Genomic DNA, 26,511 nt, shown 5'->3' on the forward strand with positions numbered 1-26,511 from the left:
CGGTCGCTGCGGCGCCGAGAGCAGGCGCGCCAAAGAGGGGCGGCGATTCGGAGCGGGCTGCCCCGCGAACAGCTGACGTACCTGTGCCAGCGCATCAGTCTTGAGCGCGGCGCGCTGTTAGAGCGTCAGCATTAAAGCGCTGCGCGCTATTAGAGCGCTGCGCGCTGCAGCGAGCGCGCGGCGTCAATCGTCGCCTGTCCCAGGACGCGGGTGCCCTGGTAAAGGACCACCGTCTGGCCGGGGGCCACGCCACGCAGCGGAGTGGTCAGGGTCACCACAAGGTTCCCCCGGGTCGCGCCATCGTCGTCGGATTCCAGTTCCATGTGCGCGACGGCAGGGACGGGGTCACCATGCGCGCGCACCTGGGCGTAGCAGTCGAACTCGTCGCCGGTGGCAACTTCAGCAATGGGAAGGCCCGCCCACGAGACCTTGATGCCGCGGATCTCGTCGATGGCCAGAAGCGCTTCCGGCCCCACGACCACCTTGTTTTCCTTCGGCCGGATTTCGAGCACAAAGCGCGGCTTGCCGTCGGCGGCCGGCGTCCCCAGTTTCAGGCCGCGGCGCTGGCCCACGGTGAAGGCGTTCGCCCCGGGGTGCTCCCCCACCTTGGACCCGGTTTCATCCACGATGTCGCCAGTGGTCATCTCGATCTTCTCGGCCAGCCAGCCGGCGGTGTCGCCGTCGGGGATGAAGCAGATGTCATGGCTGTCCGGCTTGTTGGCAACGGAGAGGCCGCGGCATTCAGCGTCCGCGCGGACCTCGGCCTTGGACGGCGTGTCCGCCAGCGGGAACATGGAGTGCTTAAGCTGCTCATGGGTCAGCACGCCGAGCACATAGCTCTGGTCCTTGGCCCAGTCCGCGGCACGGTGGAGCTCAGGATTTCCGTCGGCGTCGGTAATCACTTTGGCGTAGTGGCCCGTGCAGACGGCATCGAAACCCAGTGCAATGGCCTTCTCCAGGAGTGCGGCGAACTTGATGCGCTCGTTGCAGCGCATGCAGGGGTTCGGGGTGCGTCCGGCGGCGTACTCGTCGATGAAGTCCTGGACCACATCTTCCTTGAACCGCTCGGAAAAGTCCCACACGTAGTAGGGGATGCCCAGGACGTCGCAGGCGCGCCAGGCATCGCGGGAGTCCTCTATCGTGCAGCAGCCGCGGCTGCCGGTACGGAGCGTTCCGGGCATCCTGGACAGCGCCAGGTGGACTCCGACGACGTCGTGTCCTGCCTCGACGGCGCGGGCGGCGGCGACGGCGGAATCGACTCCGCCGCTCATGGCTGCAAGAACTCGCATGCTGGCTTTCTGTAGGAAACGTGGGGATTTGACTGGGGGGATTTGACTGGGGCGCGCGCTCCCGGCCGCTGCCGGGCACACTACATGCCCGTCCATTCTACTGCGTCTTCGGTTCAAGCCCTCGAGCAGGTCCCAAGACTCTTGACGATCCCTGGCATGGGCTTCTAACGTCAACGTTACTAGTTTTAGAAACTCCCGGTCCGCGAGACCGGCTTCGAGGAATCGAGCCAATCCCCATGCCTGTCCAAGAAAATGTCGAAGAAGATGCTGCAAGAGTCGCCGAAGCACATCGGGAGAAGGCACCCGAAAGCATCGTGATCGCCGGCGGCGGCCTGGCCGGCGCCACGGCGGCGCGCACCCTTCGCACGGAGGGATTCTCAGGCCGGATCACTATTATTGGCGCGGAGTCACAGCCTCCCTACCTGCGGCCGCCGCTGTCCAAGGACTACCTCCTGGGCACCTCCGGAGAGGATGCTGTCGAAATCGTGCCCGAGTCCTGGTACGCCCGGAACGACGTCGATCTGCGCCTGGGCGTCTCCGTCACCGCCATCCACCCCCAGTCACAGGCCGTGGAACTCTCGGACGGCGACACCCTGGGATACGGTTCGCTATTGCTCGCCACCGGGGCCCTCCCCCGGAACCTGCGGATCCCGGGCACCGGATTCGAGGGGGTGACCACGTTCCGGACCCTGGGTGACAGCCGCCGGCTTCGTGAGACATTGGCGTCCGGCGGCAGGAACGTGGTGATGGTCGGCTCGGGCTGGATAGGCATGGAACTGGCCGCCGCGGCAAGTTCCTACGGAAACCGGGTCACCTTGTTGGGCTTGGAGGACGTTCCGCTCAGCGGGGCGATCGGGCCTGAACTCGGCGCGTTCTTTCAGTCGCTCCATGAATCCCGCGGCGTGCGGTTCCGGCTGGCCGCCTCCGCCGTCGAGATCAGGGGCGACGCCGGGCGCGCTACCGCCGTCGTCACGGATTCCGGCGAGGAGGTGCCGGCCGACGTCGTGGTGATCGCTGTGGGTGTCTCGCCGGAGACCGCCCTGGCCGCCTCGGCGGGCCTGGAGCTCCAAAACGGGGTCCTGACCGACGCATCGTTGCGGACCAGCAGCGCCGGCATCTTCGCAGCCGGCGACGTCGCCAACGCCCTGCACCCGTTCACCGGCGAACACCACCGCAGTGAGCATTGGTCCAACGCCCTGAACGGCGGAAAAGTGGCCGCCAAGGCCATGCTCGGGCAGCCCGCCGTCCTGGACGCCGTTCCTTACTTCTACACCGACCAGTTCGACGTCAGCATGGAGTACTCAGGATTCCCCACGCTGGCGGCGGGGACGGCCCCTGTGATTCGGGGATCGCTGGGCGACCGGGAATTCATTGCTTTCTGGCAGCGCGACGGCAAGGTGGTGGCAGGCATGACCGTCAACCGGCCACGTAACCAAAAAGCCATCAAAGCCCTCATAACCAGCCGCTCAGTGGTTGACCCGGACAGGCTGAAGAATCCTGAGGTAGCGCTGGATCAGCTTCTCTCGGACGCCTGACGCGCCACGGTGCCGGCGGTCTGGATCGAGGATTCATGCCCGGCCATGCCCGCCTGGCGTGCCCGGTCGTAGGCGCCGGGGAGAGCGGCCAACAGGGCATCGACATCGGCATCGGTGGACGAATGTCCCAGAGAGAAACGCTGGGCACCCCGCGCCGTCTCCTCGTCCAGCCCCATCGCCAACAGGACGTGGGATGGCCGGGGCACTCCGGCGGTGCAGGCCGATCCCGTGGAGGATTCGATGCCCGCAAGGTCCAGCAGGAACAGCAGCGAGTCGCCCTCGCAGCCGGGGAAGGTGAAATGGGCGTTTCCCGGCAGGCGGCCCTGACCGCCCGCACCGCGCAGCACGGCATCCGGCACGGCGGCCTGGACACCGGCGATCAGCCGGTCCCGCAGCCCCGAGATCCGCGCGGATTCCGCCCCGAGATGACGCGTCGCGGATTCCGCGGCGGCAGCGAAGGCTGCAATCGATGCTGTATCCAGCGTGCCGGACCTGACGTCCCGTTCCTGGCCGCCACCGTGCTGCACCGGCGTCAACTTCACGGACCGGCCGAGCAACAGCGCGCCGACACCGACCGGGCCGCCGATCTTGTGGCCGGAAATCGACATGGCGTCCAAGCCGCTCACTCGGAAATCCACCGGCACCGAGCCAAACGCCTGAACCGCGTCCGAATGGACCGGAACCCCGGCGGCGTGCGCGGCCTCGACGATGTCCCGCACCGGCTGGATGGTGCCCACCTCGTTATTGGCCCACATCACGGTGACCAAGGCGATGGACGCGGGATCGCGCGCAAGCTCGGATTTAAGGGCCTCGAGGTCAATTACGCCCTCGGCGTCAACGGCAAGCCAGCAAACGTCGGCGCCCTCGTGGCGCGCCAGCCATTCCACAGTGTCAAGGACCGCATGGTGCTCGACGGCGGAGCAGAGTATCCGGGTCCGGCCCGGCTCCGCGTCACGCCGGGCCCAATAGAGGCCCTTAACGGCAAGGTTGTCGGCCTCGGTGCCGCCGGAGGTGAAGATGATCTCGGAAGGGTGCGCCCCCGCTGCCGTGGCGATGATCTCGCGGGCGTCCTCCACTGAGCGGCGGGCGCGGCGTCCCGAGCCGTGCAGCGAGGACGGGTTCCCGGTCCTGGCGAGCTCGCTGGTCAGGGCAGCCAGCGCCTCTGCGGCGATGGGGGTGGTGGCGGCATGATCGAGGTAAACGGACACACACCAATTCTAGGGCCGCGTGATCCTGGCACAGCATTGCCCGGGGACGCTGTTCTCCGCCACCCGGTCCTCGGGAACGCCGCAGCCAGCGGCCGCGCCCCGCAGGAACGCTCCATTCATGGCGCAGACCACGGTCTTGTGCCCTTGTGCAAGCCGGTGGAACGGACAGTTCACCAACGCATAGCCCCCGTCTCCATCGGGCGCGGGCTCATAGCCTTCCGAGGTAAGGAACTCGACAAAGCCGCCATCACCGGCAGTCATTTCCTGCCCCTTGGCGTAGGAGGTCCGCACAAGGGCAGTCTGGACCGGCTCGCCGGCAATCGCGGAGTTCTCTATCGCACCGGCCAGCAGTTCACCGGCAAGATCGTAATTGCGGTCCGGCACGGATGCATCCACTTCCGCGTGCGCCGGCCGGTACATTTTAGCCGGCCTCCCGGACCCAGGCCCGGCCTTGCCGCCCAACTTCCGGAACTCTATGACAAGCAGGCCATCCTGCACGAGCCTATCCAAGTGAAACGAGGCGGTGCTGCGGGGCAGCGCGAGGGCGCTGGCGGCGTCGTCCCTGCTGACTGCATTCCCTGCCGCCGCCACGAAGGAAAACAGCCTCCTGCGATTCTCGTCGCCAAGGGAGGCCAGGGCCGCAAGCCGGCTCGTCCACGGAAGTCTAGGCATAAAACCAGCCTATCTCTAAAAGCAAGATCTATTGCTTAATTGGCCGGAGCTTTCTAAAATCGTAATACCTACTTTTAGAAGGAGCTCCACCATGAAACCACTCACCGCCCTGAAAGACACCGGCCGCCCGCTTGAGGCAGGTCACGTTCATCAGGCATACCTGCTGCTTCGCACCGTCTTCACCGTGGCGCCGATCATCTTCGGCCTGGACAAGTTCACGAATGTGCTCACCCACTGGACGGTTTATCTTGCTCCGGTAGCAACCTCGGTTGTGCCTCTCCCCGCCCAAACCATCATGTACATCGTGGGCGGAGTGGAGATCGTTGCCGGCCTCGCCGTGGCCTTCCGGCCCCGCTTTGGTTCGCTCCTGGTGGCGGTGTGGTTGCTGGGCATCATCGTCAACCTCATCCTGCTTGGCAGCTTTTACGACATCGCGCTCCGCGATTTCGGACTGCTGGTCGGCGCTTTGGCACTGAACCGGCTCTCGCCGCAGGGCTCCCGGCGCTAGGTCGGCCCAGGGCGATGGCTACGCGGACGGCAGCACTGTGGACACTCATTGCGCCGCCGTCCGCCGCGCCGGGAACCAAGGCGCCCGGCACGGACGTTGGGCATATGACAGTTAAACTGGGCGGAACCGGACTGCCTGAGTGGACTGGAACCAACAAGAAGAGGACCGTGCTTGACCCAGGGCAGCAGCTCCCACTACCAAGTCCTCCGCCTTCCCGTGACGGCGACGGATAAAGAAATCAAGGTGGCCTACCGCAAGGCTGCCCGGCTGGCGCACCCCGACCACGGCGGGGACGCCGCCGTGTTCCGGCGAGTGACGCTGGCTTACGAAACCCTCATCGATCCCCAACGCCGGGCAGCGTACGACCGTTCATACGCTGCAGCGGCCACAGGACCGCGCATGGACACCGGCGCCCACTTCGACGCGCCTGCCGCCGGCAGCAAGGCCTCGGCGACGGTCCGCCGCCCCAACACACCCCGCAACACCGCAGGCGATGCGGCCGTCTATGTGCCGCCGTACGAGCCGGAGTCCGGGGAAGTGCCGCTCATACCCGAGGACCTGGCCAGCCGGCAGGTCCACGGCATGCCCCGCAAGCGCGGGATTTTTGGGGCGGAGGCCCGGATCCAGCGCGAAATGCGCACGGTGCAGCTCATCACCCGGCAGATTCTCCCCGCCATCCCGGCCGCGAGGCTGATCAACGGCCTGCAGTCCCCCGCGGACAACAGCCACATCGACCATGCCCTGCTGGCCGGCTACCGCTTGGCGCTGATCGGCTCCATGCTGCTGCCGAAAGGCGTCTACGCCTGGAACGGCAGCACGCTCAACCAGGGCGGGAGGGCCATTGCGCCACCCCAGCTGGCGCACGTGGTTCGTCGCATGCAGGACATTTTCCCGGAATTGAACGTGACCGGGTGGTTGGTGGTCCATAGCCCGGACGGCAACCTTCATGAGCCCGTAATCGACCAGCACCGGCGCTCGCCCCGGGGCCATGAAACGGTCCAGGTGGTTAACGGGGCCGGGCTGGTCCGGGGGCTCAAGGAATTCCTGGCATCCGGTCCTGCACCGAACACGGTCAACGTCCCAGTGCTGGCCAGATTGCTCCGGGGCATGCATTAGCCCGGCTGGCGGAACACGGTCGATGCCGAAGACCGGGCCGAGACCGGGCTGACGCATCGCTAGGATGGAACAGTGTTCCGCATCCTCTTCCACACCCCCGAAATTCCCGGCAATACAGGTAACGCCATCCGGCTGGCCGCCATCACGGGCGCCGAGCTTCACCTGGTGGAGCCTTTGGGCTTCGATTTTTCCGACGCCAAACTCCGACGCGCAGGCTTGGACTATCACGATCTTGCCGTCGTGACGGTCCATAAGAACATCACCGCGGCGTGGGAGGCCTTGCAGCCTGAACGGGTCTATGCCTTCACCTCCGACGGCGAGACCCCCTATGCGGAGGTCAGTTACCGTCCCGGGGACGTGCTCTTGTTCGGCCAGGAGTCCGTGGGACTACCCGAGGCCATCAAGCACGACCCGCACGTGACTTCCCGGGTGCGACTGCCCATGCTGCCTTCCCTGCGTTCGCTCAACCTGGCCAACGCCGCCTCAATCGCGGTCTATGAGGCCTGGCGTCAGAACGGCTTTGCCGGCGCCAAGATTTAGCCCGCCTGCCCCCATCCGCCCCGGCCGCCACACCGAATTACTTCTAAAGGCGACCAACGGGATGGCGAGGAGCAGCAGGTGACCACATTGCAGGTGCGAAGAACACCGCTGCCGTCCCGGGCCGGCCACGTCATTGCCGCGAGCGGTCAAGTTGCTGAAGGATCCCCCTGCGGCGACATATGCTTGACAGTGATGGAAACTCCGAACGCCCCGAATCCTGAGGCCACCGCTCCCCCGGGGACGGCCGTGGATGTGAACCGCCGTCTGGGCGAATTGTTGCAACAGATCGCCCAGGGTGATCAAGGCGCGTTCGCCGAGTTCTACCAGCTCACCTCCCGGCGCGTTTTCGGCATGGCGCGGCGCGTGCTCGTCGACGCCGAACTCAGCGAGGACACAACGCAGGAAGTGTTCCTCCAGGTGTGGCAAAATGCCGCAAAGTTCAATCCCGACGCCGGCAGCCCGCTGGCCTGGCTGATGACCATTTCCCACCGCCGCGCCGTGGACAAGGTTCGTTCCACCCAATCCTCCACCGACAGGGAAGCCAAATACGGGGCAAGCAGCCAGGAGATCGATCACGACTCCGTCTCCGACGAAGTCGGGAGCAGGCTGGAGGCCGAGGCCGTCGTCAGATGCCTGGATACCCTCACGGAGACACAGCAGCAATCGGTGCGGCTTGCCTACTACGGCGGCCTGACTTACCGCGAAGTGGCCGAAAAACTAAACGCGGCCGTGCCCACCATCAAGTCCCGTATCCGCGATGGACTGATCCGCTTGAAGACCTGTCTGGGGGTGAGTTGAGATGACTGAAATGAATCAATCGGGCAGCGGCGGAGTCCCCCGGACGTTTACCCACGAAATCGCCACCGATCTGGAGTCCGGACGGGCCGTGGACCTGGCCGAGGTCTACGCGCTGGACGCGGTGAGCGATTCCGAACGTGCCGCGATCGAGCGGTACATCTCCACCGCACCCCAGGCCGAGCGTGACGCGTTTGACCAGCGCGTCCGTCAGGCACGGGAAACCCTGGCTGTCAGCTTCACGGCTGAGGACGAACCACCGGCAGGGCTCTTCGACCGGATCGTGGCCCAGCTGCCGGCCCAGCCCGCCGCTTCCCCCATTCGCCCTGCCCCATCACCCCCTCATACCCCGGCAGCGCCCGCTCTCGCACCGACTGTGCGTGAACATGTGCAGGAGCCCGGCGCTCCCACGGCCGTGGACGAACTCGGGGCCGCCCGCAAGCGCAAGGAAGAACGACGCCGGACACCCGGACTGCGCAACTGGCTGGTGGGCGTGGCAGCGGCTGCGGTCATCGCGCTTGGCGGTGTGGGCGTCGGGGCTTACGTGGCCGCCCAGAACGATCCCCTCAACCAGGTGCTGCAGGCGCAGGACGTGCGCCAGGCAACGGTGGACGTCAATGGCGGCGGCACAGCCACCGTGTCTATTTCGTCGTCGAAAGACGCCGTTGTGGTCAAGATGAATGGAGTTCCCGCACCGCCTCCCGGCAAGGTGTACCAGATGTGGCTTATCCCGAAGGACGGCTCCGCCCCGGTCTCGGAGGGCCTCATGGACGCTGAGGCACTGTCCAAACCCGCTGTGGTCAAGGGCATTGGATCGGCGGCCGCCCTGGGGATCACGGTTGAGCCGGCGGGTGGCTCCAAGTCGCCCACCCTGCCCACCGTCGCCGCGGCCCCGCTCGGGGCTTAGGCGGGCGGGGGCTTAGGCAGGCTCCACAAACGGCAAAAGCCGCGCGGTCCTTGATTCCCATCGCTTGGATAGGATCAAGGTCCGTGCGGCTTCACCGTTTAATGCCCCAAGTTAATGCCCTCAGGCGGCGGCTGAGGCACCGGCCCAAGTGGGGTCAGATAATCAGGGACAGCAGCATCACGAAGCCGAAGCCGACCACCGAAATCAGCGTTTCCATCACGGACCAGGTCTTGAACGTCTGGCCCACCGACAGTCCGAAGAGCTCCTTGACAAGCCAGAAGCCGGCGTCGTTGACGTGCGAGAGGAACAATGAGCCGGTGCCGATCGCCAAGGCCAGCAGGGCGGCGTGGGTCGGTGTCAGCGAGCTGGCCAGGGGCGCCACGATCCCCGCCGCGGTCACAGTTGCCACGGTGGCGGATCCGGTGGCCAGTCGCAAGGCAACGGCCACAATGAAGCCCAGAACCAGAACCGACATGTTGGTTCCCTCAGCCCATTTCTTCACGGCATCGCCAACACCGGCACCGATGAGGGTCTGTTTGAAGCCGCCGCCAGCGCCCACGATCAGCAGGATCGCGGCAATGGGGCCAAGGCTGGCACCGATCTTGTTCGTGATCCTGTTTCCGCTAAAGCCCACCGCGTAGCCGAAGGTGAAGATTGCCAGCAGCACGGCAAGCGTCATGGCGACCAGCGGCTGGCCGACAAAGTCAAAGAACGTGCGGGCCGCCGGTGCGGTCTTCGCATCCGCCCAGATGATGTCCACAACAGCCTTGAGGAGCATCAACACCACGGGGAAAATGATGGTCATCAGTGTGACGGCGAAAGTGGGCTGGCGCTTGAGGCCTTCGGTGTCAGCGGCGTGCTGGGTGTCGATGCCGCCGGCCACCGCCGGAGCTCCGACGGGTACCCACTTCGCGGCCAGCCGCGAGAAGAGGGGTCCACAGATGATCACTGTGGGGACGGCCACCAGGAGCCCAAGGGCAAGGGTGGTGCCCAGTTCGGCTTTGACGGCGCTGATGGCGATCAACGGTCCGGGGTGCGGGGGAACAAGTCCGTGAAGCACGGACAGGCCGGCCAGTGCCGGGATGGCAATCCGCATCAGGGGCATTTTGGACCGCTGGGTGACCAGGACGATCACCGGGAGCAGCAGGACGAGTCCGATCTCGAAGAACATCGGCAGCCCGATGATCACAGCCACCAGCGTGATGGACCAGACGACCTTGTTGCCGCTTGCCTTGGCGAGCAGCGTGTCCACCACCCGGTTCGCACCGCCGGAGTCAGCCAGAAGCTTACCCAGCATGGCTCCCAGCGCAATCAGCAGGCCCACCTCCTTCAGGACACCACCCACGCCGTCTTCGAAGTTGGAGATGATCTTCGCAAACTCCACGCCGGAGGCCAGCCCAACAAACGCGGAACCGAGCACGAGCGCAAGGAAAGGGTGCAGCTTGAACTTGGCGATCAGCACCACAATGAGTGCGATGCCTATGGCCGCGACGACCAGCAATTGAGTGTCGTGGCCGGTCCAGCCCTCGACGGCAGCAGGTAGCTGCGTTGCTATCTGAAAATTCAAAATATGTTCCTAAGTGCGGATTAAGGTAATTGCGGCGCTGCTGCGCCTGCCGGATCCAGATGGAGCCGGTCAATGATTTCCTGCGCTTCTTCCGACGGAGTGGCTGAGACGCACAGGGCGATGTGGTTTTCATCCTCCGTGGGCGCTTCCAGGGCGTCGAATTGCGATTCGAGCAGGGCGGGCGGCATGAAGTGCCCGTGCCGCGACGCCAGCCGGTCTGAGATCCGGTCCTTGCTTCCCTGCAGGAACACAAAGACCACATTCTCGCCACGAAGGACGTCCCGGTAGCGTTTCTTGAGTGCCGAGCAGGTCACTACGCCGGGCGTTCCCGCGTCGGCGTGGGCCCGGATCCAGTCCGCGATCGTTTCCAGCCAGGGCCACCGGTCCTCATCGGTCAGCGGCTCCCCGGCCTGCATCTTCGCCACATTCGACGCAGGGTGCAGATCGTCGCCTTCGGCGAGGTCCCATCCAAGCCTGCCGGCCACGAGGCCAGCCACAGTTGATTTACCGGATCCTGAGACGCCCATGATCACCAGTACCGGCTGCTGCGCAGTCTTCGCCATCAAAGTCTGCCTTCCATGAATAAATATGATTTAAACAGAGGCCAGCATATGACACCGGTTACATTTCGGGCAAACTAGAATCCGGCGATGGTGTCCGAACCGTTAATGGCGACCACGTGGAATGACTCGGCGCTGCCGCCCTCGGAAAGCCCGGCGCGACGTCCGAGGTCTAGCATCATGCCGCGGACAGTCCGGTCCATCGCCTCACGGTCAGGGTGCTGGCTCGTGTGCACGTGGATTGCGGCAAGTTTCCGGTCCACCTGTCCTGTGACATCCACGAAGTGGTTCTCGCGGTCCTCGGGGCCGGCATACAGCCAGAGCCACGGCAGCTTGTAGGCCTCAAGGCCCGACTCGGCCAGTTCCGGGTAGGCGAAGGGATTCTCCACGGCCGGATAGACGGCCCGGGTCACCGACTCCCCCACGGCGAGATGGTCCGGGTGGCTCTTCTGAATCCGGTTCCAGTTGCGTTCGGGGTGCATGGAGAGAACGACGTCGGGACGGATTTCCCGGATCAGTTTCACCACACCTTTCATGACCTCGTGTGAAGGCTCCAGATAACCGTCCAGCTGGTGCAGGTAGTGGATGTCAGACACTCCGACGAGGGCGGCCGCCCGGCGCTGCTCCTGGTTCCGCAGGGCTACGATCGCTTCTCGCTGCGCCGGGTCGAAGCCGCCGGCGTCGCCGTCGGTCATGATGCAGTAGCTGACCTGGACGCCGGCGTCGGTCCACGCCGCAATTGTTCCGGCTGCGCCGAAGTCAATGTCGTCCGGGTGGGCGGCAAAACAAAGGACCCGCTCAACCCGGTGATGGTCCGGGTTGAACGGGCTCTGCGCTGATCCAGCATTCGTGCTCAACTAATCAGCCTTTGCGCTTCTTGATTTCTTCGGTCGCCTGCGGGAGGACCTTGAAAAGATCGCCGATGATGCCGAAGTCGGCGATCTCGAAGACGGGCGACTCCGCGTCCTTGTTGACGGCCACGATCACCTTGGCCGTCTGCATGCCCGCCTTTTGCTGGATTGCGCCGGAGATCCCGGCGGAGATGTAAAGCTGCGGCGAGACGGTCTTGCCCGTCTGGCCCACCTGCGCGTCGTGGCCGATCCAGCCTGCATCGGTGGCGGCGCGTGATGCGCCCACTGCGGCGCCGAGGGCGTCCGCCAGTTCCTCCACGGGCCCGAAGTCGCCGTCGACCCCGCGGCCGCCGGCCACCACGATCCGTGCCTCGGTGAGGTCGGGGCGGCCGCTGGCGGGCTTGTCCTTGCGGCCCGTGATCCGGGCTGCCGCGGAGGACGACCCTGCGGGGACGTCCAGAGTGAGGATTTCCGGCGTGGAAGGATCCTCTGCCGGCTCCGGGGTGACACTGTTGGGCTTCACCGTGAGCACGGAAACAGCCGTAGTGGCTTTGGCGGTTGTGGTGTAGGAACCTGCCAGTACCGACTTGTGCGCCGTGCCGTCCGGCTCCACCGCCACGACGTCGGTGATGACTCCCGCGCCCAGCTTGATGCCAAGCCGCGCCGCGATTTCCTTGCCGTCGAACGAGTTCTCCAACAGGACCGTGGACGCACCGGAGGCGGCGACGGCCGCTGCAAGGTAGGCCGCTTTCGGGGCAACGAGGTAATCGTCGAGGTCGTCGGCGGACGGACGGTAGATGGCCGCGGCGCCGTTGGCGCCCAGGGCGGCCGCGACGTCGTCGTTCAGCTCTCCGTTGAAGGCGACCGCCACGGTCCCCAGCGAGCGGCCGATCGTCAGCAGCTCCTGGCTGCTCTTCTTGATCGCGTGGCCGGGGTTGTCAATGAATACGAGTACTTGAGCCATGTTCTGGAATCCTCTTAGAGCAGCTTCTGGGCGGCCAGGAAGTCCACCAGCTTGATGCCGGCGTCTCCTTCGTCGGTGATGATGGTGCCAGCGGTGCGCGGCGGCCTTGCGTTGGCTGTCTGTACCGCCGTCCACGAGCCCGATGTGCCCACCTCGGCCGGATCCACACCAATGTCGGCCAGGGAAAGCGCGGTGATGGTCTTTCGCTTAGCCGCGATGATCCCCTTGAAATTGGGGAAACGTGGTTCGTTGATCTGGTCCGTTACCGAGACGACCGCCGGCAGCGGTGCCTCGATGGTGTCGTAGTGGGTGTCGCCGTCGCGGCGGGCGATGACGCGGCCGTCGTCGACCTCCAGCTCAGAGGCAAAAGTCACCTGCGGGAGCCCCAGGCGTTCAGCCAGCTGGGCGGGCACAAGCGATGTTTCGCCGTCGGTTGATGCCATGCCCGTCAGGACAAGGTCCACCGGGCTGTCCTCTCCGAGATGCCGGATGGCTGCTGCCAGCGCAAGGGACGTAGCCGCGGCGTCGGAGCCCGCGAGGGCGTCGTCGCTGAGGTGGACGCCCTCGGTGGCACCGATCTGGAGGGATTTTTTGATGGCGTTGACGGCGCCGGACGGTCCCATGCTCAGAGCTATCACCTGGTTGCCGCCCTTCGCGCCGCCGCGGGCCTCGATCAGCTGCAACGCCGCTTCCAGGGCGTACTCGTCCAGCTCGGACAGGATGCTATCGGAACGGTCTGTGGTCTTGTCCTCGGCGTTGAGGTGACGGTCCAATTGTGCGTCTGGTACATGCTTGACCAGGACGATGATCTTCAATGTCTCTTCCACTTTCTGTACAGCAGCCGTCCGTGGTTGTGGATAGCCACCCGGGTAGGGTCATGGCCGCGGAGCTGACCGGGATGCAGGTAGAACCTAGCTAACCATATAGCGGCAGACCCGCGCGGTCCCGTTAACGCCTGTGTCAGCACAGAAGGCGACGGCGGGAACACCGTGAGGGTGTCCCCGCCGTCGTCGACGCGCTGCTTACTGTTCCGCTGCGGCGCCCAGCGTCACGTCGAGGTCCTGCTCCTGGCCGTTACGGAGAACCGTCACCTTCACCGAAGCGCCCGCTGCCTGTTCCCGCACGGCTGCCGTCAACTGATTCGGATCACTGATGGTCAGCCCCTGGAACTTCGTCACGACGTCGCCCACCTTGATTCCCGCTTTGGCGGCCGCGGACCCGGATTCCACCGTGGCAACCTCGGCGCCGACTGAGAACCCGGAGGATGCGGAGTTGGCCGACTTGGGCTTCACGCTGACACCGAACTGGCCGTGGGTGGCTTTGCCCGTGCTGATGATTTCCTGCGCCACACGCTTGGCATTGTTAATGGGAATACTGAAGCCGACGCCGATGTTGCCGCTGCTGCTACTGCCGCTGGAGTCACCGCCAGCGGAGGCGATCGCCACGTTGACGCCGATGATCTCACCCTTTGTGTTGACGAGCGCACCGCCGGAGTTACCGGGGTTGATGGCCGCGTCGGTCTGGATCACATTGATGGAGATCGAGCCCTGGTTTGTGGTGCTCTGGGTCCCGCCGCCACCCGGAGGCGCGAACTGGAAGCCTTGGCCACCGTTCTGGGAGTTGTCCGCGCCGTCCTTCGGCGCGGCGGAGGATGCAACGCTGATGGTCCGGTTGAGAGTGGAGATGATGCCGTCGGTCACTGTGCCGGTGAGGCCGAGCGGCGAGCCAATGGCCACAGCGGTGTCGCCGACGTTCAGCTTCCCGGAATCGCCCAGCGTCGCGGGAACGAGGCCGGCCGCGTTGTCCACCTTGATCACGGCGAGGTCGGACAACGGGTCCGTCCCGACGATTTTGGCCGTAAGGACCTTACCGTCGCTGGTGCGGACCTCGACGACGGCGTTGGCGGTCTTCCCGTCCAGCGTCACCACGTGGGTATTGGTGAGGATGTGGCCCTCGTTGTCCAGGATGATCCCTGACCCCGTGCCGCCGTCACTGCCGCTGGTCGCCTTGATGGTCACCACGCTGGGCGAGGCCTTCAGTGCCGCGGCCGTGATCACGTTGACGTCGTCCTTGTTGTTGACAATGACCGTGCCGGGCTGATTGCTGCCGCTGGACACCGATGTGGTGTGGCTACCCAGCAACTGATCACTGGCCGCCACCACTCCGCCGCCCACCAGACCGGCCGCGAGGATGCTGGCCACCAGGGTTCCAACGCCGAAGGCAGGTTTGCGCTTGGGGGCATGGGCGGGGTCGTTCGCGTAAGGGTTTCCGGGCTGGGGCTGGCTGCCCGGGTGGGCGCCGTAGTGGGGAGTGCCGTACTGCCCGTTGCCCGCCGGCGATCCATGGCCCGGGGAATTGAACTGCTGGGTGGACGGCCCGTTCTGGTGTCCATAGAACGGCTCGTGCTGCTGGTAGACCGGCCGCGGTGCGTCCTCCGGCTGTTCAAGCCGCATCGTCGGGTTGTCCTGAGCTGAGGTTCCAGCGGATGCCGCCTCCGCACGGCGGTCGCCGTCCAGCGGCCGGGGGTCCTGGGCCGGCCGTGCGGGCTGACCCTCCTGCGGTTCCCGGTTATCAGACGATGCACCCTGTGCTGGGTTCTCAGTCATTGGACTTCCTTTCATCCGTGTCTGCATTAAGTATGGATGCTACGACTGACACTAAAGCGGACGTTCGCTGGGAGCTTCCTGAACGTTCTTCATCCTCGTTGTTCAGCCCCTGCCACACTTCCAGCGCGTTTCGCTGGTGGCATATTCCCGTTGGTGGACGGGCATATAGGTGCACCATAGAATCAAATGGAATTGCCACAGCGACCTGCGGCTTTACATCTGCGTGGGGGCGCTGCTGCATTCTGTGACGACTGGCTCGGCCCGAATCAGTCGCAGAAGTGCTGAAGGGTTGCACATGTGGTCTAAGTTCAAACGTCTCCTCGCCGTGATCGGCTTGGCGGGACTGCTGGCGGTTCCTGCCACGGCCGCCTGGGCCGAGGATCCGGTGACAATCCCGTCCGGGCAGAACATCGTGGACAACGCCAATGTGCTGGGAAGCCGAAAGGCAGAGGTCCAGGACGCTGTCCAGAAGCTCCTGAAGGACCACAAGTACAACCTGTACGTGGTCACAGTGAAGACATTCACGAATCCCTCCGACCCCAAGTCCTGGGCCCAGGCCGTCGCCACGAAGAAGGGCATGGGCAAGGCGGACGTTATCCTCGCCATGTCCGATGACGGCAAATACTACTTCGCGCCAAACTCGGCCAGCGCAATCGCCTCAAAGACGAGCAACATCAGCCAAAACGCCATCGTCGCCAACCTTGCGGGCGGCAAGCGGGACTTTGCCCAGGCGGCAATTGACACCGCCTCCGCCGTCGGCGACGCCGCCGGCGGAGGCAGCGGTTCTGTCTCCTCGGGAGGCGGCGCGGGCAGCGCCGTGTTGGTCGGTACCGGCCTCGTGGCCGCCGGCGGTGTGGGCGCCTATCTCTACTTCCGCAACCGCCGCAGGAAGACGGCACAGGCGTCGGGCGCCAGTTACGGACCGCAGGGGGCGGACCTCGATCCCCTGGCGTCCCTCAGCGTTGAGGAACTGCGCCGCAAGAGCGGTTCACTCCTCATTGAGGCCGATGACGCCATCAAGTCCAGCGAGCAGGAGCTCGGCTTCGCCCAGGCACAATATGGCGATTCCGCCGTCGGCAATTTCACCAAGGCGCTGCAGGAGGCCAAGGGCCATATGACGGAGTCCTTCAAGCTTCAGCAACAGCTGGATGACCACATCCCTGACACAGAAGAACAACAGAGAACCTGGCTGGGGGAAATCATCCGCCGTTCAGAGGCCGCCTTGAAATCCCTCCAGGAGCAGAAGGCGGACTTTGACGCTCTTCGGGAGCTGGAGAAGAACGCGCCCCAGGCTCTCGCGGCGGTGAATGCCGGCGCCAAGGAAGCCGACGCCAGAATCGCCACGGCCGACCAGACGCTTGCGTCCCTGCGCGCCAAATATGCGGAGAGCGCACTGGCGCAGGTTTCCGACAACATCGGTCAGGCCAAGGAGCGGCTGGCGTTCGTCCAGACGGCCACCGCCACAGCGCACGACAAACTGGCCTCTGGCGACAGCAGCCTGGCAGCTGTTGCTGTCCGGGCCGCGGAAGAAAGTCTTCACCAGACAACTGTTCTGATCGACGCCATCACCAAGGTCGCAGCAAGCCTGGATGATGCCCGGACCGCGCTTGACGCCGCGATGGTGGACACCTCGCAAGACCTCGCGCAGGCCAGGGCCATGATCCAGTCGGGCGCCCACCAGGAACTGGCCGGCCCGGTGGCAGGCGTCGAGGCTGCGCTGGCCCAGGTCAAGGCAGAGATCCAGGCCGGGAAGATCGATCCCATTGCGACCCTGGCGCGCGTGGAGGGTGCCCATCAGTCACTTGACCAGTCCTTGACCGGCATCCGCGACCAGCAGGAGCAGGCACGCCGCGCCCAGGCGTCGCTGCAGCAGACCGTGATGTCCGCCCAGGCCCAGATCAGCGCCACTTCTGACTACATCACGGCGCGGCGCGGCGGCGTCGGCCCGGAGGCACGCACCCGGCTGGCTGAGGCCCAGCGGAACCTCGACTACGCCTTGTCCATCTCCCGGAACGACCCCGTGACCGCACTGACGTACGCACAACAGGCCCACGCGCTGGCGGCCCAGGCTGCACAGCTCGCGCAGGGCGACGTTGACCAGTTCGGCGGCTTCGCGAACCAGGGTTACGGCCGGGGCGGAATGTTCGGTGGTGGTGGCGGCGGCGGCCTTGGCGGCGCCATCCTTGGCGGCATCCTCATCAACTCCATCCTTCACGGCGGCGGCGGTGGCGGCTGGGGTGGCGGCGGCGATGGCGGATGGGGTGGCGGCGACGGCGGAGGCTGGGGCGGCGGCGGCGACTTTGGCGGCGGCGGCGGGGACTTCGGCGGCGGAGACTCCGGCAGCTTCTAACCCGGCCGTTTCCCAAAGGAACAAGTTTGCCAAAGGAACAAGTTTCCCAAAGGAACAAAGGGGTTCAACCAGGAAAGACCAGGCGGCGGCAGGACCGATCCGGCAGCGGCCCTAAGAGTTACATCAACTGTTCACTGAATTCAGTGGGACCACTGAGCAGGACGAAAGGCAACACTATGGTTAAGCAATCGATTTTCGGACGCATGGCGCAGCTCGCGAAAGCAAACATCAATTCTCTGCTGGACCAGGCCGAGGACCCTCAGAAGATGCTGGACCAGATGGTTCGTGACTACACGAACAACATCGCCGAAGCCGAGTCCGCAGTGGCGCAGACCATTGGCAACCTGCGTATGCTCCAGGACGACTATAACGAAGACGTGAAGAATGCCCAGGACTGGGGCAACAAGGCCCTCGCCGCCTCACGCAAGGCTGACGAATACCGCAGCGGCGGCAACGTGGCCGACGCGGAGAAGTTCGACAACCTCGCAAAGGTGGCTCTGCAGCGCCAGATCGCATCGGAGAACGAGGCCAAGTCCGCCGAGCCCAGCATTGCATCCCAGTCCGAGGTGGTGGACAAGCTCAAACATGGGCTTGACCAGATGAAGGGCAAGCTCAACGAGCTCACCAGCAAGCGCAACGAACTGGTGGCCCGTTCGAAGACGGCCGCTGCCCAGACCCAGGTGCATGACGCCCTCAAGAGCATCGACATCATGGATCCTACCAGCGAGGTGGGACGCTTTGAAGAGAAGATCCGCCGCGAGGAGGCCAAGGTCCGGGGGCAGCAGGAGCTGGCGGCCTCCAGCCTCGATGCGCAGTTCAACCAGTTGGAGGATCTCGGTGAACAGACCGAGATCGAGGCCAGGCTGGCCGCCCTGAAATCCGGCGGCACAACCCAGGCGATCGGCGCAGGGTCCGGCGCCTCGGCTGCCCGGTCCGCTGTCGACGACGCTGACTTCGACAAGCTCTAGACCTGCTCGAGACAAGCGTTACGGCTCTCATCGGCCGGACGACGCAAGAGGGCCGGGGTTCCGCGGAACTCCGGCCTTTTTGTGTCTTGACTTGCGCCGCAACGCGGTGGGAACGTGCCGTGTACCGTTGGGTTATGCCTTCCACTATCGTCTGGTTTCGTGACGACCTCCGGTTGGATGACAACCCGGCCTTGACCGAAGCGGCCCGCCTTGGCCTGCCCCTCACCGTTGTCTATGTGTTGGACGAGGAATCTCCAGGCGTTCGGCCCCTGGGCGGCGCGGCGAAATGGTGGCTGCACCACTCCCTGACGGCCCTGATGGGCAGTTTGGACGCCATGGGCGCGCGGCTCGTGCTGCGCCGCGGGGCAGCCGGACGGGTAATTCAGGACCTCGCGACCGAGACCGGCGCCTCACACGTGCACTGGAACCGGCGCTACGGACAGCCGGAACGCGACATTGACGCAGGAATCAAAAGCTGGGCTGCTGGGCACGGAATCGATGCCACCAGCCATCAGGCCAATCTTATGTTCGAACCATGGACCATCCGGACTGGAGCCGGCGGCCCTTACAAAGTCTTCACGCCGTTCTGGAATGCCTGCCTGAATAGCGCAGAGCCCCGACTTCCCCTGAAGGCTCCGGCTGGGCTGCCCCCTCAGGCGAAGGACACAACCGGCCGGCTTCCCGCTAGCGACACACTCGAGAGCTGGGGGCTCCTCCCCCGCCACCCCGACTGGAGCGAGGGACTGGCCGCCGTATGGACCCCCGGCGAGCTGGGTGCCCGGGCCCGCCTCACCGCTTTTCTGGACGGTCCTGCCGAACAGTATGCGACCGGCCGCGACCGGCCCGGATCCGAAGGATCAAGCAGGCTTTCACCCCATCTTCGCTTTGGCGAAATCAGTCCCTTCCGGGTGTGGCAGGAAACCCGCGAGAACTTTCCGGGACAAGCCCCGGCCGACGTGGGGATTTTCAAGTCGGAGCTAGGATGGCGTGAATTTTGCTGGCAACTCTTGTATGAGAATCCGTCCCTGGCGACACGGAACTACCGCCCCGAGTTCGACCGTTTCGAGTGGCAGCCGCCGTCCGACGCCGAGCTGACTGCGTGGCAGCAGGGCCGCACGGGTTACCCGCTGGTTGACGCCGGCATGCGCCAACTCTGGCAGACGGGCTGGATGCATAACCGGGTCCGGATGGCGGCGGCGTCGTTCCTGGTGAAGAACCTGCTGGCTGACTGGAGGGTGGGCGAGGCCTGGTTCTGGGACACGCTCGTTGACGCCGATGCCGCCAGCAACCCGGCCAATTGGCAGTGGGTGGCCGGATCCGGTGCCGATGCCTCTCCGTACTTCCGGATTTTCAATCCCGTGACGCAGAGCAAGAAGTTCGACGCCGGCGGCCGCTACCTGCGCAAATTCGTTCCGGAAATCGCCGGAATGGATGACCAGACGATCCACGAACCGTGGAAAGCCCCCGGACAGGCTGCTGGCTATCCGAGCCCGGTGGTGGGCCTGCCGGAGTCACGCGAGCGGGCCCTGGCGAGCTACCAGAAGCTCAAAAACGGCTGAACCCGTACTGGGGGCCCGGTTCAGGGCCGTGGCCGTGGCCTGCCCAGAGCATGGTCCGAGCGTGGTCAGCGGCTGCTGACCTTGCCCATCAGCGAGGCGATGGGACTCAGGAAGAGCGGCCGGGCCAGGAACCAAGCGCCCACCATCACGGCGACGGAGGCGGCGAAGATTCCGAACCCCAGCCAGCTGACGTCGTCGCTGCCGCCGTACATGTGGTTGAGGTTGCGGAGCGCGCCTGTGGCGAGCACCAGGAACACATGAACCACCACGAAGGCAACAAAGTAGATCATCACCGGGAAGTGCACCGCGCGGGCGGCCTCGATCGGGTAGGCCTTGTTCAGCGCCTTGGCGTTCTTGGGCCACGCGGACGACATTCTCAGGCCCGTTATGAAGGCCAGGGGCGCCGCAATGAAGACGGTGACGAAGTAAGTCAGCAACTGGAGGGCGTTGTAATTGACCCAGCCGTCCTCCGTGGGCCAATTCAGTGAGGCGTACTGCAACGCGGCCGAGAGCGCGTTGGGGAACACATCCCAGCTTGTGGGCACGATCCGCACCCACTGGCCGGTGACGAAAATCAGGATGGCGAACACCACGCCGTTGAGAATCCACAACGCGTCCAGTACCAGGTGGAACCACAACGTCAGGCTGATCTTGGTCGGCGCGTTCCTGGTGCGGATCAGCCCCTTGTTGTTCCGGGTCCAGTAGGCCGCCGGGCGCGTCTGCGTACGCACTTGCCAACCGGAACGAATGATCAGCAGCAGGAAGAAGCCATTGAGGAAGTGCTGCCAGGCCAACCACGCCGGGAAGCCCACGGGAGTACCCTCGGGCAGCTCTGAGCGGCCCGGGTATTCCGCCAGGAACTCTTTCACTGCGGGAAGCCCCGTGACCCACTTCGCAAGCAACACCACAAGGAGGAGTGCGACCAACGCCGCCGGGACCGCCCAGTAGAGTTTCGCCCACCTGCTCTTGGCAGCTCCGGACTTCTTAGTTGGTAGTGACATCGAACTGCATTCCTCTCGAGAATGATCGACACGTGATGCGGGCAACCCACTCGGACCGGCCTGCACGGCAGGCTGTGCAGGCGGTCCAGATGCGTCTTAATAGCTTGAATCATGGGCGGCCCAAGAGCGAAACCGCAGGCGCGTCCGGTCATGCCCCGCAATATACGGTTCCGATCGCCCCGGCTTGGAAGGCCCGCGGCAATCGATTCAGAGCCCCCGGAAAGAGAATACTAGGAAATGCTAGTAATTGCGGCTCCCCGATCCGGAAACCAGCGGTTCGAGGCAATCGGGCACAGGCTTAACGGCGAGAGGCCCTGACCAGCGTATCTGCCGGTCAGGGCCTCTCTCATAGTTGCGGGGACAGGATTTGAACCTGTGACCTCTGGGTTATGAGCCCAGCGAGCTACCGAACTGCTCCACCCCGCGTCGCTTGATCAACACTACCCTACTTTCGCCGGCGTCCCGACCACGGGCTTCCGCCTCCGGGGGCGACCGCCCGGAACCCCTTGACAGAGAGCCGGCGGGAGAGCCGATCCAGACCGGACACCGCGAGAAGGCCTTAGCCATGGAGGGGAAACCGGCCCCAATAACCGGAGCAGCAGACAAGCCAGCACACAAAAAAGGTCCGGAACATCAAATGTTCCGGACCTTTTCCTCAGTTGCGGGGACAGGATTTGAACCTGTGACCTCTGGGTTATGAGCCCAGCGAGCTACCGAACTGCTCCACCCCGCGTCGCAAGATCAACTTTACCTGCCGATGGACGGGAGGCCAAATCCAGGTGACGTGATCTGCATCTCCCGCCATCCGGCCTGGTGCGGGACCAGGCACAGGTCCGGTGCAGTCCGGCTCCGGGACCGGGACCAGGACCGGGACCAGGACCAGGACCAGCCGATGACAAAGGCCGGCCACTCCTGCCCTGAGGCAGGAGGGGCCGGCCTTGTTCCGCCGTGCGCGTTTGCCATGCGGTTCCCCCTGGGTTACCCGACAGCTGGCGCCACGGGCTGGCGGGCGGCCGCTACTGGCTGGCGGCCGGCGCCGGCGTCGCAGTCGGGGCTGGAGTAGCGCCCGGTGTCGGCGCGGAGCTGCTGCCGAGCTTGGCCTCGGCGTCGAGCGCCTTCTGCAGGGCTGCCGCGAGCCGTTTCTGCTGGTCCCCGTAGGCCGCAAAGTCACCCTTGGCGAGAGCATCCTGCCCTGCCTTGATAGCGGCGTTCGCATCATCCAGTGCGGCTTTCAGGTCAGCCTTTGCGTCCGTGGTGCCGGGGGCCGGGGCGGTTCCGCCGGGCGTGGGCGGAGTCTGCCCCTTGTTGGCCGAGTCTCCCGCCGTTGCCCCCGAGTTTCCACCGAACAACTGGTTCAGCGCTTCATCAAGCGTGGGGGCGAAGCCGATCTTGTCGCCGAATGCCACGAGGACGCGCTGGAGCGTCGGGTACGACGTCTCCCCCGTCGACTTCAGGTAGACCGGCTGGACGTAGAGCATGCCGCCGCCCACAGGGAGGGTCAGCAGGTTGCCGTTGAGGACCGCAGAGGCGCCCTGGCGCAGCAGGTTCAGAGCCTGCGAAACCGTGGGATCAGAGTTGAACTTATTCTGTGCCTGGCCGGGGCCCGGCACCTGCGTCTCCGGCGGCAGCTGCAGCAGCCGGAGCTGTCCATAGCTCGCCGCCTTCACGCCCTTCTGGTTCCCGGCGTCGGAATCCGCCGCGAGAAAGCCGTACATCACGTTGCGGGCGTTGTTGTTGACGACCTGCGGGATGAATGAGGACGTCAGTTGGAACGCGGGCTTGTCCTGGTCCGGCATCTTCAGCGACATGTAGAACGGCGGCTGCTTGACGTCGTCCTTGGCCGTGGGATCGTTGGGAACGGACCACGCGTCGATGTTGGTGTAGAAGCTGTCCGCCTGGGTGACGTGGTAGCGGCCCAGGAGTTCGCGCTGCACCTTGAACATGTCCTCCGGGTAGCGGACGTGGCTCATCAGGGCCCCGGACATTTCCGAGTATGGCTTCAGCGTTGACGGGAAAATGTGCTGCCACGCCTTCAGGAGGGGATCCTGGTCATCCCAGGCATAGAGGGTCACCGAGCCGTCGTAAGCGTCCACGGTGGCCTTGACGGAGTTGCGGATGTAGTTGACTGAGCTGTTGGGCAGGGCGGCAGTGCGCCCGGCGCTCGTCTGGGAGTCCGTGGTGGCGGCGGAGAGTTGCTCCTGCTGCGAGTACGGGTAGTACTGGCTCGTGGTGTAGCCGTCCACAATCCATTTGACCCTGCCGTCCACGACCGCCGGGTAGGCGTTGCCATCGATGGTCAGATACGGCGCCACCTTCTGCACGCGGTCCCGCGGATTGCGGTCATAGAGAATCTGGGAAGCCTCGTTGACACCGTCGGAGAGGAGCAGGTCCGAGGACTGGAACTTAATGGAATACAGAACCTTATTGAAGAAGCTGCCCACGTTCGGGCCGCCGTTGCCACTGAAGGTGTACTGCGTTTCCGCGTCCCCTTCCTTGCCGGCGGGACGGTCCTGCTCACGGTGCGGGGCGCCGTCGGGAGCACCGACGATCGAGTACTCCGGGGAGTTCTCACCGAAATAAATCCGGGGCTGGTACGTCGAATCATCGCCCAGCACGCCCGTGGACGGGATGCCGGCCTGCAGGAAGTCCGGCTTGCCGTCGGCGGTGAACTTGTTGCCCTTGGCCGCGACAACGCCGTACCCGTGGGTGTACACCACATGGCGGTTCAGCCACGACTGCTGATTGGTGGCCAGGCCGTCAGGGTTCAGTTCACGGACAGCAATAACGGTGTCCTGGACCTTGCCGTCCACCTCGTACCGGTCAACGTTCAGTGCCTTGGGGAATTGGTAATAGGGCCGGTACTGCTCCAGCTGCGAGAAGGCGTCCGAAATCAGGTTCGGGTCCAGCAGACGGATGTTGGCGGTGGTCTGCGCATCCTTGGCCAGCGCCCCCGTTGTGGCCGTGGTGGTGGCGTTGTAGCGCTTCTCCTGGACCTTATCGAGCCCATAGGCGGAACGGGTCATGCTGATGTTGCGCTTGATGTACTCGTTCTCAAGCGTCTGCTCGGAGGGGCGGACCTGGAACTGCTGGATGACCCAGGGGTACACCCCGCCGGCGAGGATCGAGGTGATGATCAGCATGGCCGTGCCAATGACCGGCAGCCGCCATTTGCCGATCACGGCTGCGACGATGAAGAGGATTGCCACGAGGGCTGCCGCAACGGCCAGGATGGACTTGGTGGGGATTACGGCGTTGACGTCGGTGTACAGCGCGCCGGCCCAGCGCCCTCCGTTGTTCTGCACTGCCGAGTAGCGGTCCAGCCAGAAGTTAATTCCCATAAGCAGCAGGAAGGCCGCACCTGTCACCGCCAGATGAATCTGGGCCGCTCGGCTCGTGAAAATCCCGCGTTCCATGATCCGGATGCTGCCGTAGAGGTAATGCGTGAGGATGCCGGCGATGCCGGCCACGATTGCCACGCTGATCAGGAATCCGGTCACGAAGCCAAGGAATGGCAGCGTCATGAGATAGAAACTGATGTCCAGCCCGAACTGTGGATCGTTCTGGCCGAACGATTCCTGGTTGAAGAACAGGAGCACCTTCTGCCACTGGCTGGAGGTCGCGCTGCCGGCAAAGAGACCGAAGAGGACCGGCAGGCCAACCATCACAACTCGGCGCACTGGCTCAAGCTGCGCCTGATACCGGTTCAGGTTGTCCCTGACGTCGGAGTCCGGCGCGTAGACGGGCCGGGCATGGTAGGCAATGCGGATGGCGTAGAACATGGCCGCGAACATGATCGCGAAGCCAGCCACAAAGATGATGATCCGAGCAAGGTTCTCGGTCAGGAAGACTTCGAAGAACCCGAGCTGCTGGTACCAGAGGACGTCGGTCCAGACGTTGGCGAAGAAAATGAAGCCGACCACAACCAGGGCAACGACGATCAATGTCGGCGTCAAGGCACCTCGCCTTGGCTGGGGTCTTCCGGGCGGAGTGGAGCTGGCGGGACGGGACAAACTCGGTACCTCATAGCTGGTCGTCAGTTACTGATCTTGGCAAAGCTCAGCGCATTGTGTGTCTATGGCTGCGGTTCCACTTGTAACGAGTGCCAACCGCAGTCAACAAGTGCCACGAGTGGCGGTAAAGCTTAGTTCCTCGCTTTAGTCTAGTTGTTGGTGCAGACAGGAAGCCTGGATGTGTCGCCGCCTGAACCGGCGGTTTGGACGGCTTCCCTGGCCTCTGCGAGATTCTCGACTTTGACCACCTGCAGCCCCGCCGGAATGTGTCCCACCACTTCGTCGCAGTTCGCGGCCGGAGCAAGGAACATCGTGGCGCCGCCCGCCCGCGCTCCGTACATCTTCTGGCCGATTCCGCCGATCGCTCCCACCGCGCCGTCAGGTGTGATGGTTCCGGTTCCGGCGATGTGCTTCCCCCCGGTGAGGTCCCCCGGCGTGACCGTGTCCACGATGCCGAGGGCAAACATCATGCCGGCACTCGGGCCGCCCACCTTGTCCAGCGAGATCTTCACGTCAAACGGGAACTTGAACTTGTACTGCAGCAGCACGCCCAGGATAAACTTCCCGGCTGGAGTCTGGGCGGGCGTGATGGTCTCAGTGACGGCTGTGCCATTGCGGTCCACGACGACGGTGGCCGGCTTCCCCTTGCCGGCGGCCAGTTCGGCCTGGACAACAGCCAGGGACGTCACCGGTCTGCCGTTGACGGAGGTGAAGATGTCCCCTGTCTGTAGCTTGCCCTGGGACGCGGAGGACTGCGAAAGGCCCGCCACTTGAAGCTTCTGTTCGAAGGGGATGTCGAGTTCCTTGAGGGCAGCAGCGGTGGCGTTCTCCTGGGACGTTGCCATGGCCACGGCACTCTCCTGCTGGGACTGTTCCTTTGTGACGCCCGTGGGGAAGATCAGTTCCTCAGGGTATACGGCCTTCGACTGGTCCAGCCATGCCTCGAAGGCCTCAAAAATGCTGATCGGTCCGTTAGGTCCGCCGTCCACGTAAACAGTGGTGAGGTCAAGGTTTCCCTTGGCCGGGAAAGTATCCCGGCCGGAAACAGAAATTACCGGCTTGCCGTTGTCGTTTCCGAGCGTGTTGAACGTGGGACCCGGGGACTCCACCACATAGGGGACCGGGAGGGTGGCCGCCGTGACGCCCAGGCCCACAGCGAGCAGTCCGGAGACCACCATCGCCGGATACCGCGGATTGGGGGTCCGGGCACGCCGAGGCAGGAAACGGCGCCTGCGCCCGCCGCTGTTCCGTGCGTCCGTGGGCTCGCCGGGAGCCTGATCACCCTGCGTAATTGTCAATGAAGGACCTCTCAACGCCTGGGCCCTTGGCACGTCGCCAAGGCGGCACCAACAACGCAGGCAGCCTGCAAATATTCCAATTCCCAACACTACGCGTTCGGCAGGCAGCGGCGCTCTTTGCCCACAGCGAACGTGAGTCACTTTCGGCAGACAGCCCCTCTTGCAGCGGGGTACCGTGAAGTTGATCAACAGTCACACCGACGATCG

General features: G+C 64.6%; 21 protein-coding genes and 2 tRNA genes. 9 read left to right on the top strand and 14 right to left on the bottom strand.

Going from position 1 to position 26,511, the window contains the following annotated elements; translation table 11 throughout:
- Positions 1–149: 149 nt before the first annotated feature.
- Positions 150–1,289 (bottom strand): tRNA 2-thiouridine(34) synthase MnmA, encoded by a 1,140-nt coding sequence (gene mnmA / locus ACP4XC_RS16805; RefSeq protein WP_427171634.1) that lies wholly within the window; start codon positions 1,287–1,289, stop codon positions 150–152.
- A gap of 236 nt (positions 1,290–1,525) precedes the next feature.
- On the opposite strand from mnmA, the gene ACP4XC_RS16810 reads away from it, so the two are divergent.
- Entirely contained in the window at positions 1,526–2,824 is a 1,299-nt protein-coding gene (locus ACP4XC_RS16810) for an NAD(P)/FAD-dependent oxidoreductase (protein ID WP_427171636.1), read from the top strand.
- Here the strand turns inward: ACP4XC_RS16810 and ACP4XC_RS16815 are convergent.
- Positions 2,803–4,032, bottom strand: a complete 1,230-nt coding sequence (locus ACP4XC_RS16815) for a cysteine desulfurase family protein (RefSeq protein ID WP_427171638.1) — start codon at positions 4,030–4,032, stop codon at positions 2,803–2,805. The genes ACP4XC_RS16810 and ACP4XC_RS16815 overlap by 22 nt on opposite strands.
- 9 nt (positions 4,033–4,041) lie before the next feature.
- On the bottom strand, positions 4,042–4,704 hold the full coding sequence (locus tag ACP4XC_RS16820) for a helix-turn-helix transcriptional regulator (RefSeq protein WP_427171640.1): 663 nt from the start codon (positions 4,702–4,704) through the stop codon (positions 4,042–4,044).
- Between the two features lie 91 nt (positions 4,705–4,795).
- Here ACP4XC_RS16820 and ACP4XC_RS16825 point away from each other — a divergent pair, with 91 nt between their 5' ends.
- From ACP4XC_RS16825 to ACP4XC_RS16845, 5 genes are all read left to right on the top strand, one after another.
- Positions 4,796–5,212: a hypothetical protein gene (locus tag ACP4XC_RS16825; protein ID WP_427171642.1), complete on the top strand. Its 417-nt coding sequence runs from the start codon at positions 4,796–4,798 to the stop codon at positions 5,210–5,212.
- A gap of 171 nt (positions 5,213–5,383) precedes the next feature.
- Positions 5,384–6,328, top strand: a complete 945-nt coding sequence (locus tag ACP4XC_RS16830; RefSeq protein WP_427171644.1) for a J domain-containing protein — start codon at positions 5,384–5,386, stop codon at positions 6,326–6,328.
- A 72-nt stretch (positions 6,329–6,400) separates the two neighbouring features.
- On the top strand, positions 6,401–6,868 hold the full coding sequence (locus ACP4XC_RS16835; protein WP_427171646.1) for a tRNA (cytidine(34)-2'-O)-methyltransferase: 468 nt from the start codon (positions 6,401–6,403) through the stop codon (positions 6,866–6,868).
- A 192-nt stretch (positions 6,869–7,060) separates the two neighbouring features.
- Entirely contained in the window at positions 7,061–7,666 is a 606-nt protein-coding gene (locus tag ACP4XC_RS16840) for a sigma-70 family RNA polymerase sigma factor (protein ID WP_427171648.1), read from the top strand.
- 1 nt (position 7,667) lies between these two features.
- Complete coding sequence (locus ACP4XC_RS16845; protein WP_427171650.1) at positions 7,668–8,570, top strand: anti-sigma factor; 903 nt, start codon at positions 7,668–7,670, stop codon at positions 8,568–8,570.
- Between the two features lie 154 nt (positions 8,571–8,724).
- Here ACP4XC_RS16845 and ACP4XC_RS16850 read toward each other — a convergent pair whose 3' ends face one another.
- The 6 genes from ACP4XC_RS16850 to ACP4XC_RS16875 all read right to left on the bottom strand — a co-directional run bounded on the left by ACP4XC_RS16850 (position 8,725) and on the right by ACP4XC_RS16875 (position 15,118).
- Entirely contained in the window at positions 8,725–10,137 is a 1,413-nt protein-coding gene (locus ACP4XC_RS16850; protein ID WP_427171652.1) for a gluconate:H+ symporter, read from the bottom strand.
- Between the two features lie 20 nt (positions 10,138–10,157).
- Entirely contained in the window at positions 10,158–10,700 is a 543-nt protein-coding gene (locus tag ACP4XC_RS16855) for a gluconokinase (RefSeq protein WP_427171654.1), read from the bottom strand.
- Positions 10,701–10,774: 74 nt separating this feature from the next.
- Positions 10,775–11,554, bottom strand: a complete 780-nt coding sequence (locus ACP4XC_RS16860; protein ID WP_427171656.1) for a PIG-L deacetylase family protein — start codon at positions 11,552–11,554, stop codon at positions 10,775–10,777.
- Between the two features lie 4 nt (positions 11,555–11,558).
- Positions 11,559–12,512: an electron transfer flavoprotein subunit alpha/FixB family protein gene (locus ACP4XC_RS16865; RefSeq protein ID WP_427171658.1), complete on the bottom strand. Its 954-nt coding sequence runs from the start codon at positions 12,510–12,512 to the stop codon at positions 11,559–11,561.
- 14 nt (positions 12,513–12,526) lie between these two features.
- Positions 12,527–13,327, bottom strand: coding sequence for an electron transfer flavoprotein subunit beta/FixA family protein (locus ACP4XC_RS16870; RefSeq protein ID WP_427175141.1), 801 nt, complete (start codon positions 13,325–13,327; stop codon positions 12,527–12,529).
- 207 nt (positions 13,328–13,534) lie between these two features.
- The gene (locus ACP4XC_RS16875; RefSeq protein WP_427171660.1) at positions 13,535–15,118 is read right to left on the bottom strand and encodes a trypsin-like peptidase domain-containing protein; all 1,584 of its coding nucleotides are present in this window, start codon (positions 15,116–15,118) and stop codon (positions 13,535–13,537) included.
- A gap of 295 nt (positions 15,119–15,413) precedes the next feature.
- Between ACP4XC_RS16875 and ACP4XC_RS16880 the strand changes: the two genes are divergently transcribed.
- From ACP4XC_RS16880 to ACP4XC_RS16890, 3 genes are all read left to right on the top strand, one after another.
- Positions 15,414–17,468: a TPM domain-containing protein gene (locus ACP4XC_RS16880; RefSeq protein ID WP_427171662.1), complete on the top strand. Its 2,055-nt coding sequence runs from the start codon at positions 15,414–15,416 to the stop codon at positions 17,466–17,468.
- Between the two features lie 176 nt (positions 17,469–17,644).
- A complete protein-coding gene (locus ACP4XC_RS16885) occupies positions 17,645–18,436 on the top strand; it encodes a PspA/IM30 family protein (RefSeq protein WP_427171664.1) in 792 nt (263 codons plus the stop codon).
- A 134-nt stretch (positions 18,437–18,570) separates the two neighbouring features.
- Positions 18,571–19,995: a cryptochrome/photolyase family protein gene (locus ACP4XC_RS16890; protein ID WP_427171666.1), complete on the top strand. Its 1,425-nt coding sequence runs from the start codon at positions 18,571–18,573 to the stop codon at positions 19,993–19,995.
- Positions 19,996–20,060: 65 nt separating this feature from the next.
- Here ACP4XC_RS16890 and ACP4XC_RS16895 read toward each other — a convergent pair whose 3' ends face one another.
- From ACP4XC_RS16895 to ACP4XC_RS16915, 5 genes are all read right to left on the bottom strand, one after another.
- Positions 20,061–20,996 carry a cytochrome b/b6 domain-containing protein gene (locus ACP4XC_RS16895; protein WP_427171668.1) on the bottom strand — a complete coding sequence of 312 codons (936 nt, stop codon included), beginning with the start codon at positions 20,994–20,996 and terminating at the stop codon, positions 20,061–20,063.
- 352 nt (positions 20,997–21,348) lie between these two features.
- A tRNA-Met gene (locus tag ACP4XC_RS16900) sits at positions 21,349–21,422 on the bottom strand.
- 233 nt (positions 21,423–21,655) lie between these two features.
- A tRNA-Met gene (locus ACP4XC_RS16905) sits at positions 21,656–21,729 on the bottom strand.
- 283 nt (positions 21,730–22,012) lie between these two features.
- Positions 22,013–25,006 (bottom strand): UPF0182 family protein, encoded by a 2,994-nt coding sequence (locus ACP4XC_RS16910; RefSeq protein WP_427171670.1) that lies wholly within the window; start codon positions 25,004–25,006, stop codon positions 22,013–22,015.
- A gap of 149 nt (positions 25,007–25,155) precedes the next feature.
- Positions 25,156–26,304: a YlbL family protein gene (locus ACP4XC_RS16915; RefSeq protein ID WP_427171672.1), complete on the bottom strand. Its 1,149-nt coding sequence runs from the start codon at positions 26,302–26,304 to the stop codon at positions 25,156–25,158.
- Positions 26,305–26,511: the final 207 nt, after the last annotated feature.

The organism is Arthrobacter sp. 92, assembly GCF_050260325.1.
In the GTDB taxonomy this organism is placed as follows: domain Bacteria; phylum Actinomycetota; class Actinomycetes; order Actinomycetales; family Micrococcaceae; genus Arthrobacter.

Bases quoted from the DNA above. Each gene is read 5' to 3' on its own strand.
- mnmA (WP_427171634.1), bottom strand. From the start codon at position 1,289: ATGCGAGTTCTTGCAGCCATGAGCGGCGGAGTCGATTCCGCCGTCGCC.
- ACP4XC_RS16810 (WP_427171636.1), top strand. From the start codon at position 1,526: ATGCCTGTCCAAGAAAATGTCGAAGAAGATGCTGCAAGAGTCGCCGAA.
- ACP4XC_RS16820 (WP_427171640.1), bottom strand. From the start codon at position 4,704: ATGCCTAGACTTCCGTGGACGAGCCGGCTTGCGGCCCTGGCCTCCCTT.
- ACP4XC_RS16825 (WP_427171642.1), top strand. From the start codon at position 4,796: ATGAAACCACTCACCGCCCTGAAAGACACCGGCCGCCCGCTTGAGGCA.
- ACP4XC_RS16840 (WP_427171648.1), top strand. From the start codon at position 7,061: ATGGAAACTCCGAACGCCCCGAATCCTGAGGCCACCGCTCCCCCGGGG.
- ACP4XC_RS16845 (WP_427171650.1), top strand. From the start codon at position 7,668: ATGACTGAAATGAATCAATCGGGCAGCGGCGGAGTCCCCCGGACGTTT.
- ACP4XC_RS16855 (WP_427171654.1), bottom strand. From the start codon at position 10,700: ATGGCGAAGACTGCGCAGCAGCCGGTACTGGTGATCATGGGCGTCTCA.
- ACP4XC_RS16865 (WP_427171658.1), bottom strand. From the start codon at position 12,512: ATGGCTCAAGTACTCGTATTCATTGACAACCCCGGCCACGCGATCAAG.
- ACP4XC_RS16875 (WP_427171660.1), bottom strand. From the start codon at position 15,118: ATGACTGAGAACCCAGCACAGGGTGCATCGTCTGATAACCGGGAACCG.
- ACP4XC_RS16880 (WP_427171662.1), top strand. From the start codon at position 15,414: ATGTGGTCTAAGTTCAAACGTCTCCTCGCCGTGATCGGCTTGGCGGGA.
- ACP4XC_RS16885 (WP_427171664.1), top strand. From the start codon at position 17,645: ATGGTTAAGCAATCGATTTTCGGACGCATGGCGCAGCTCGCGAAAGCA.
- ACP4XC_RS16890 (WP_427171666.1), top strand. From the start codon at position 18,571: ATGCCTTCCACTATCGTCTGGTTTCGTGACGACCTCCGGTTGGATGAC.
- ACP4XC_RS16895 (WP_427171668.1), bottom strand. From the start codon at position 20,996: ATGTCACTACCAACTAAGAAGTCCGGAGCTGCCAAGAGCAGGTGGGCG.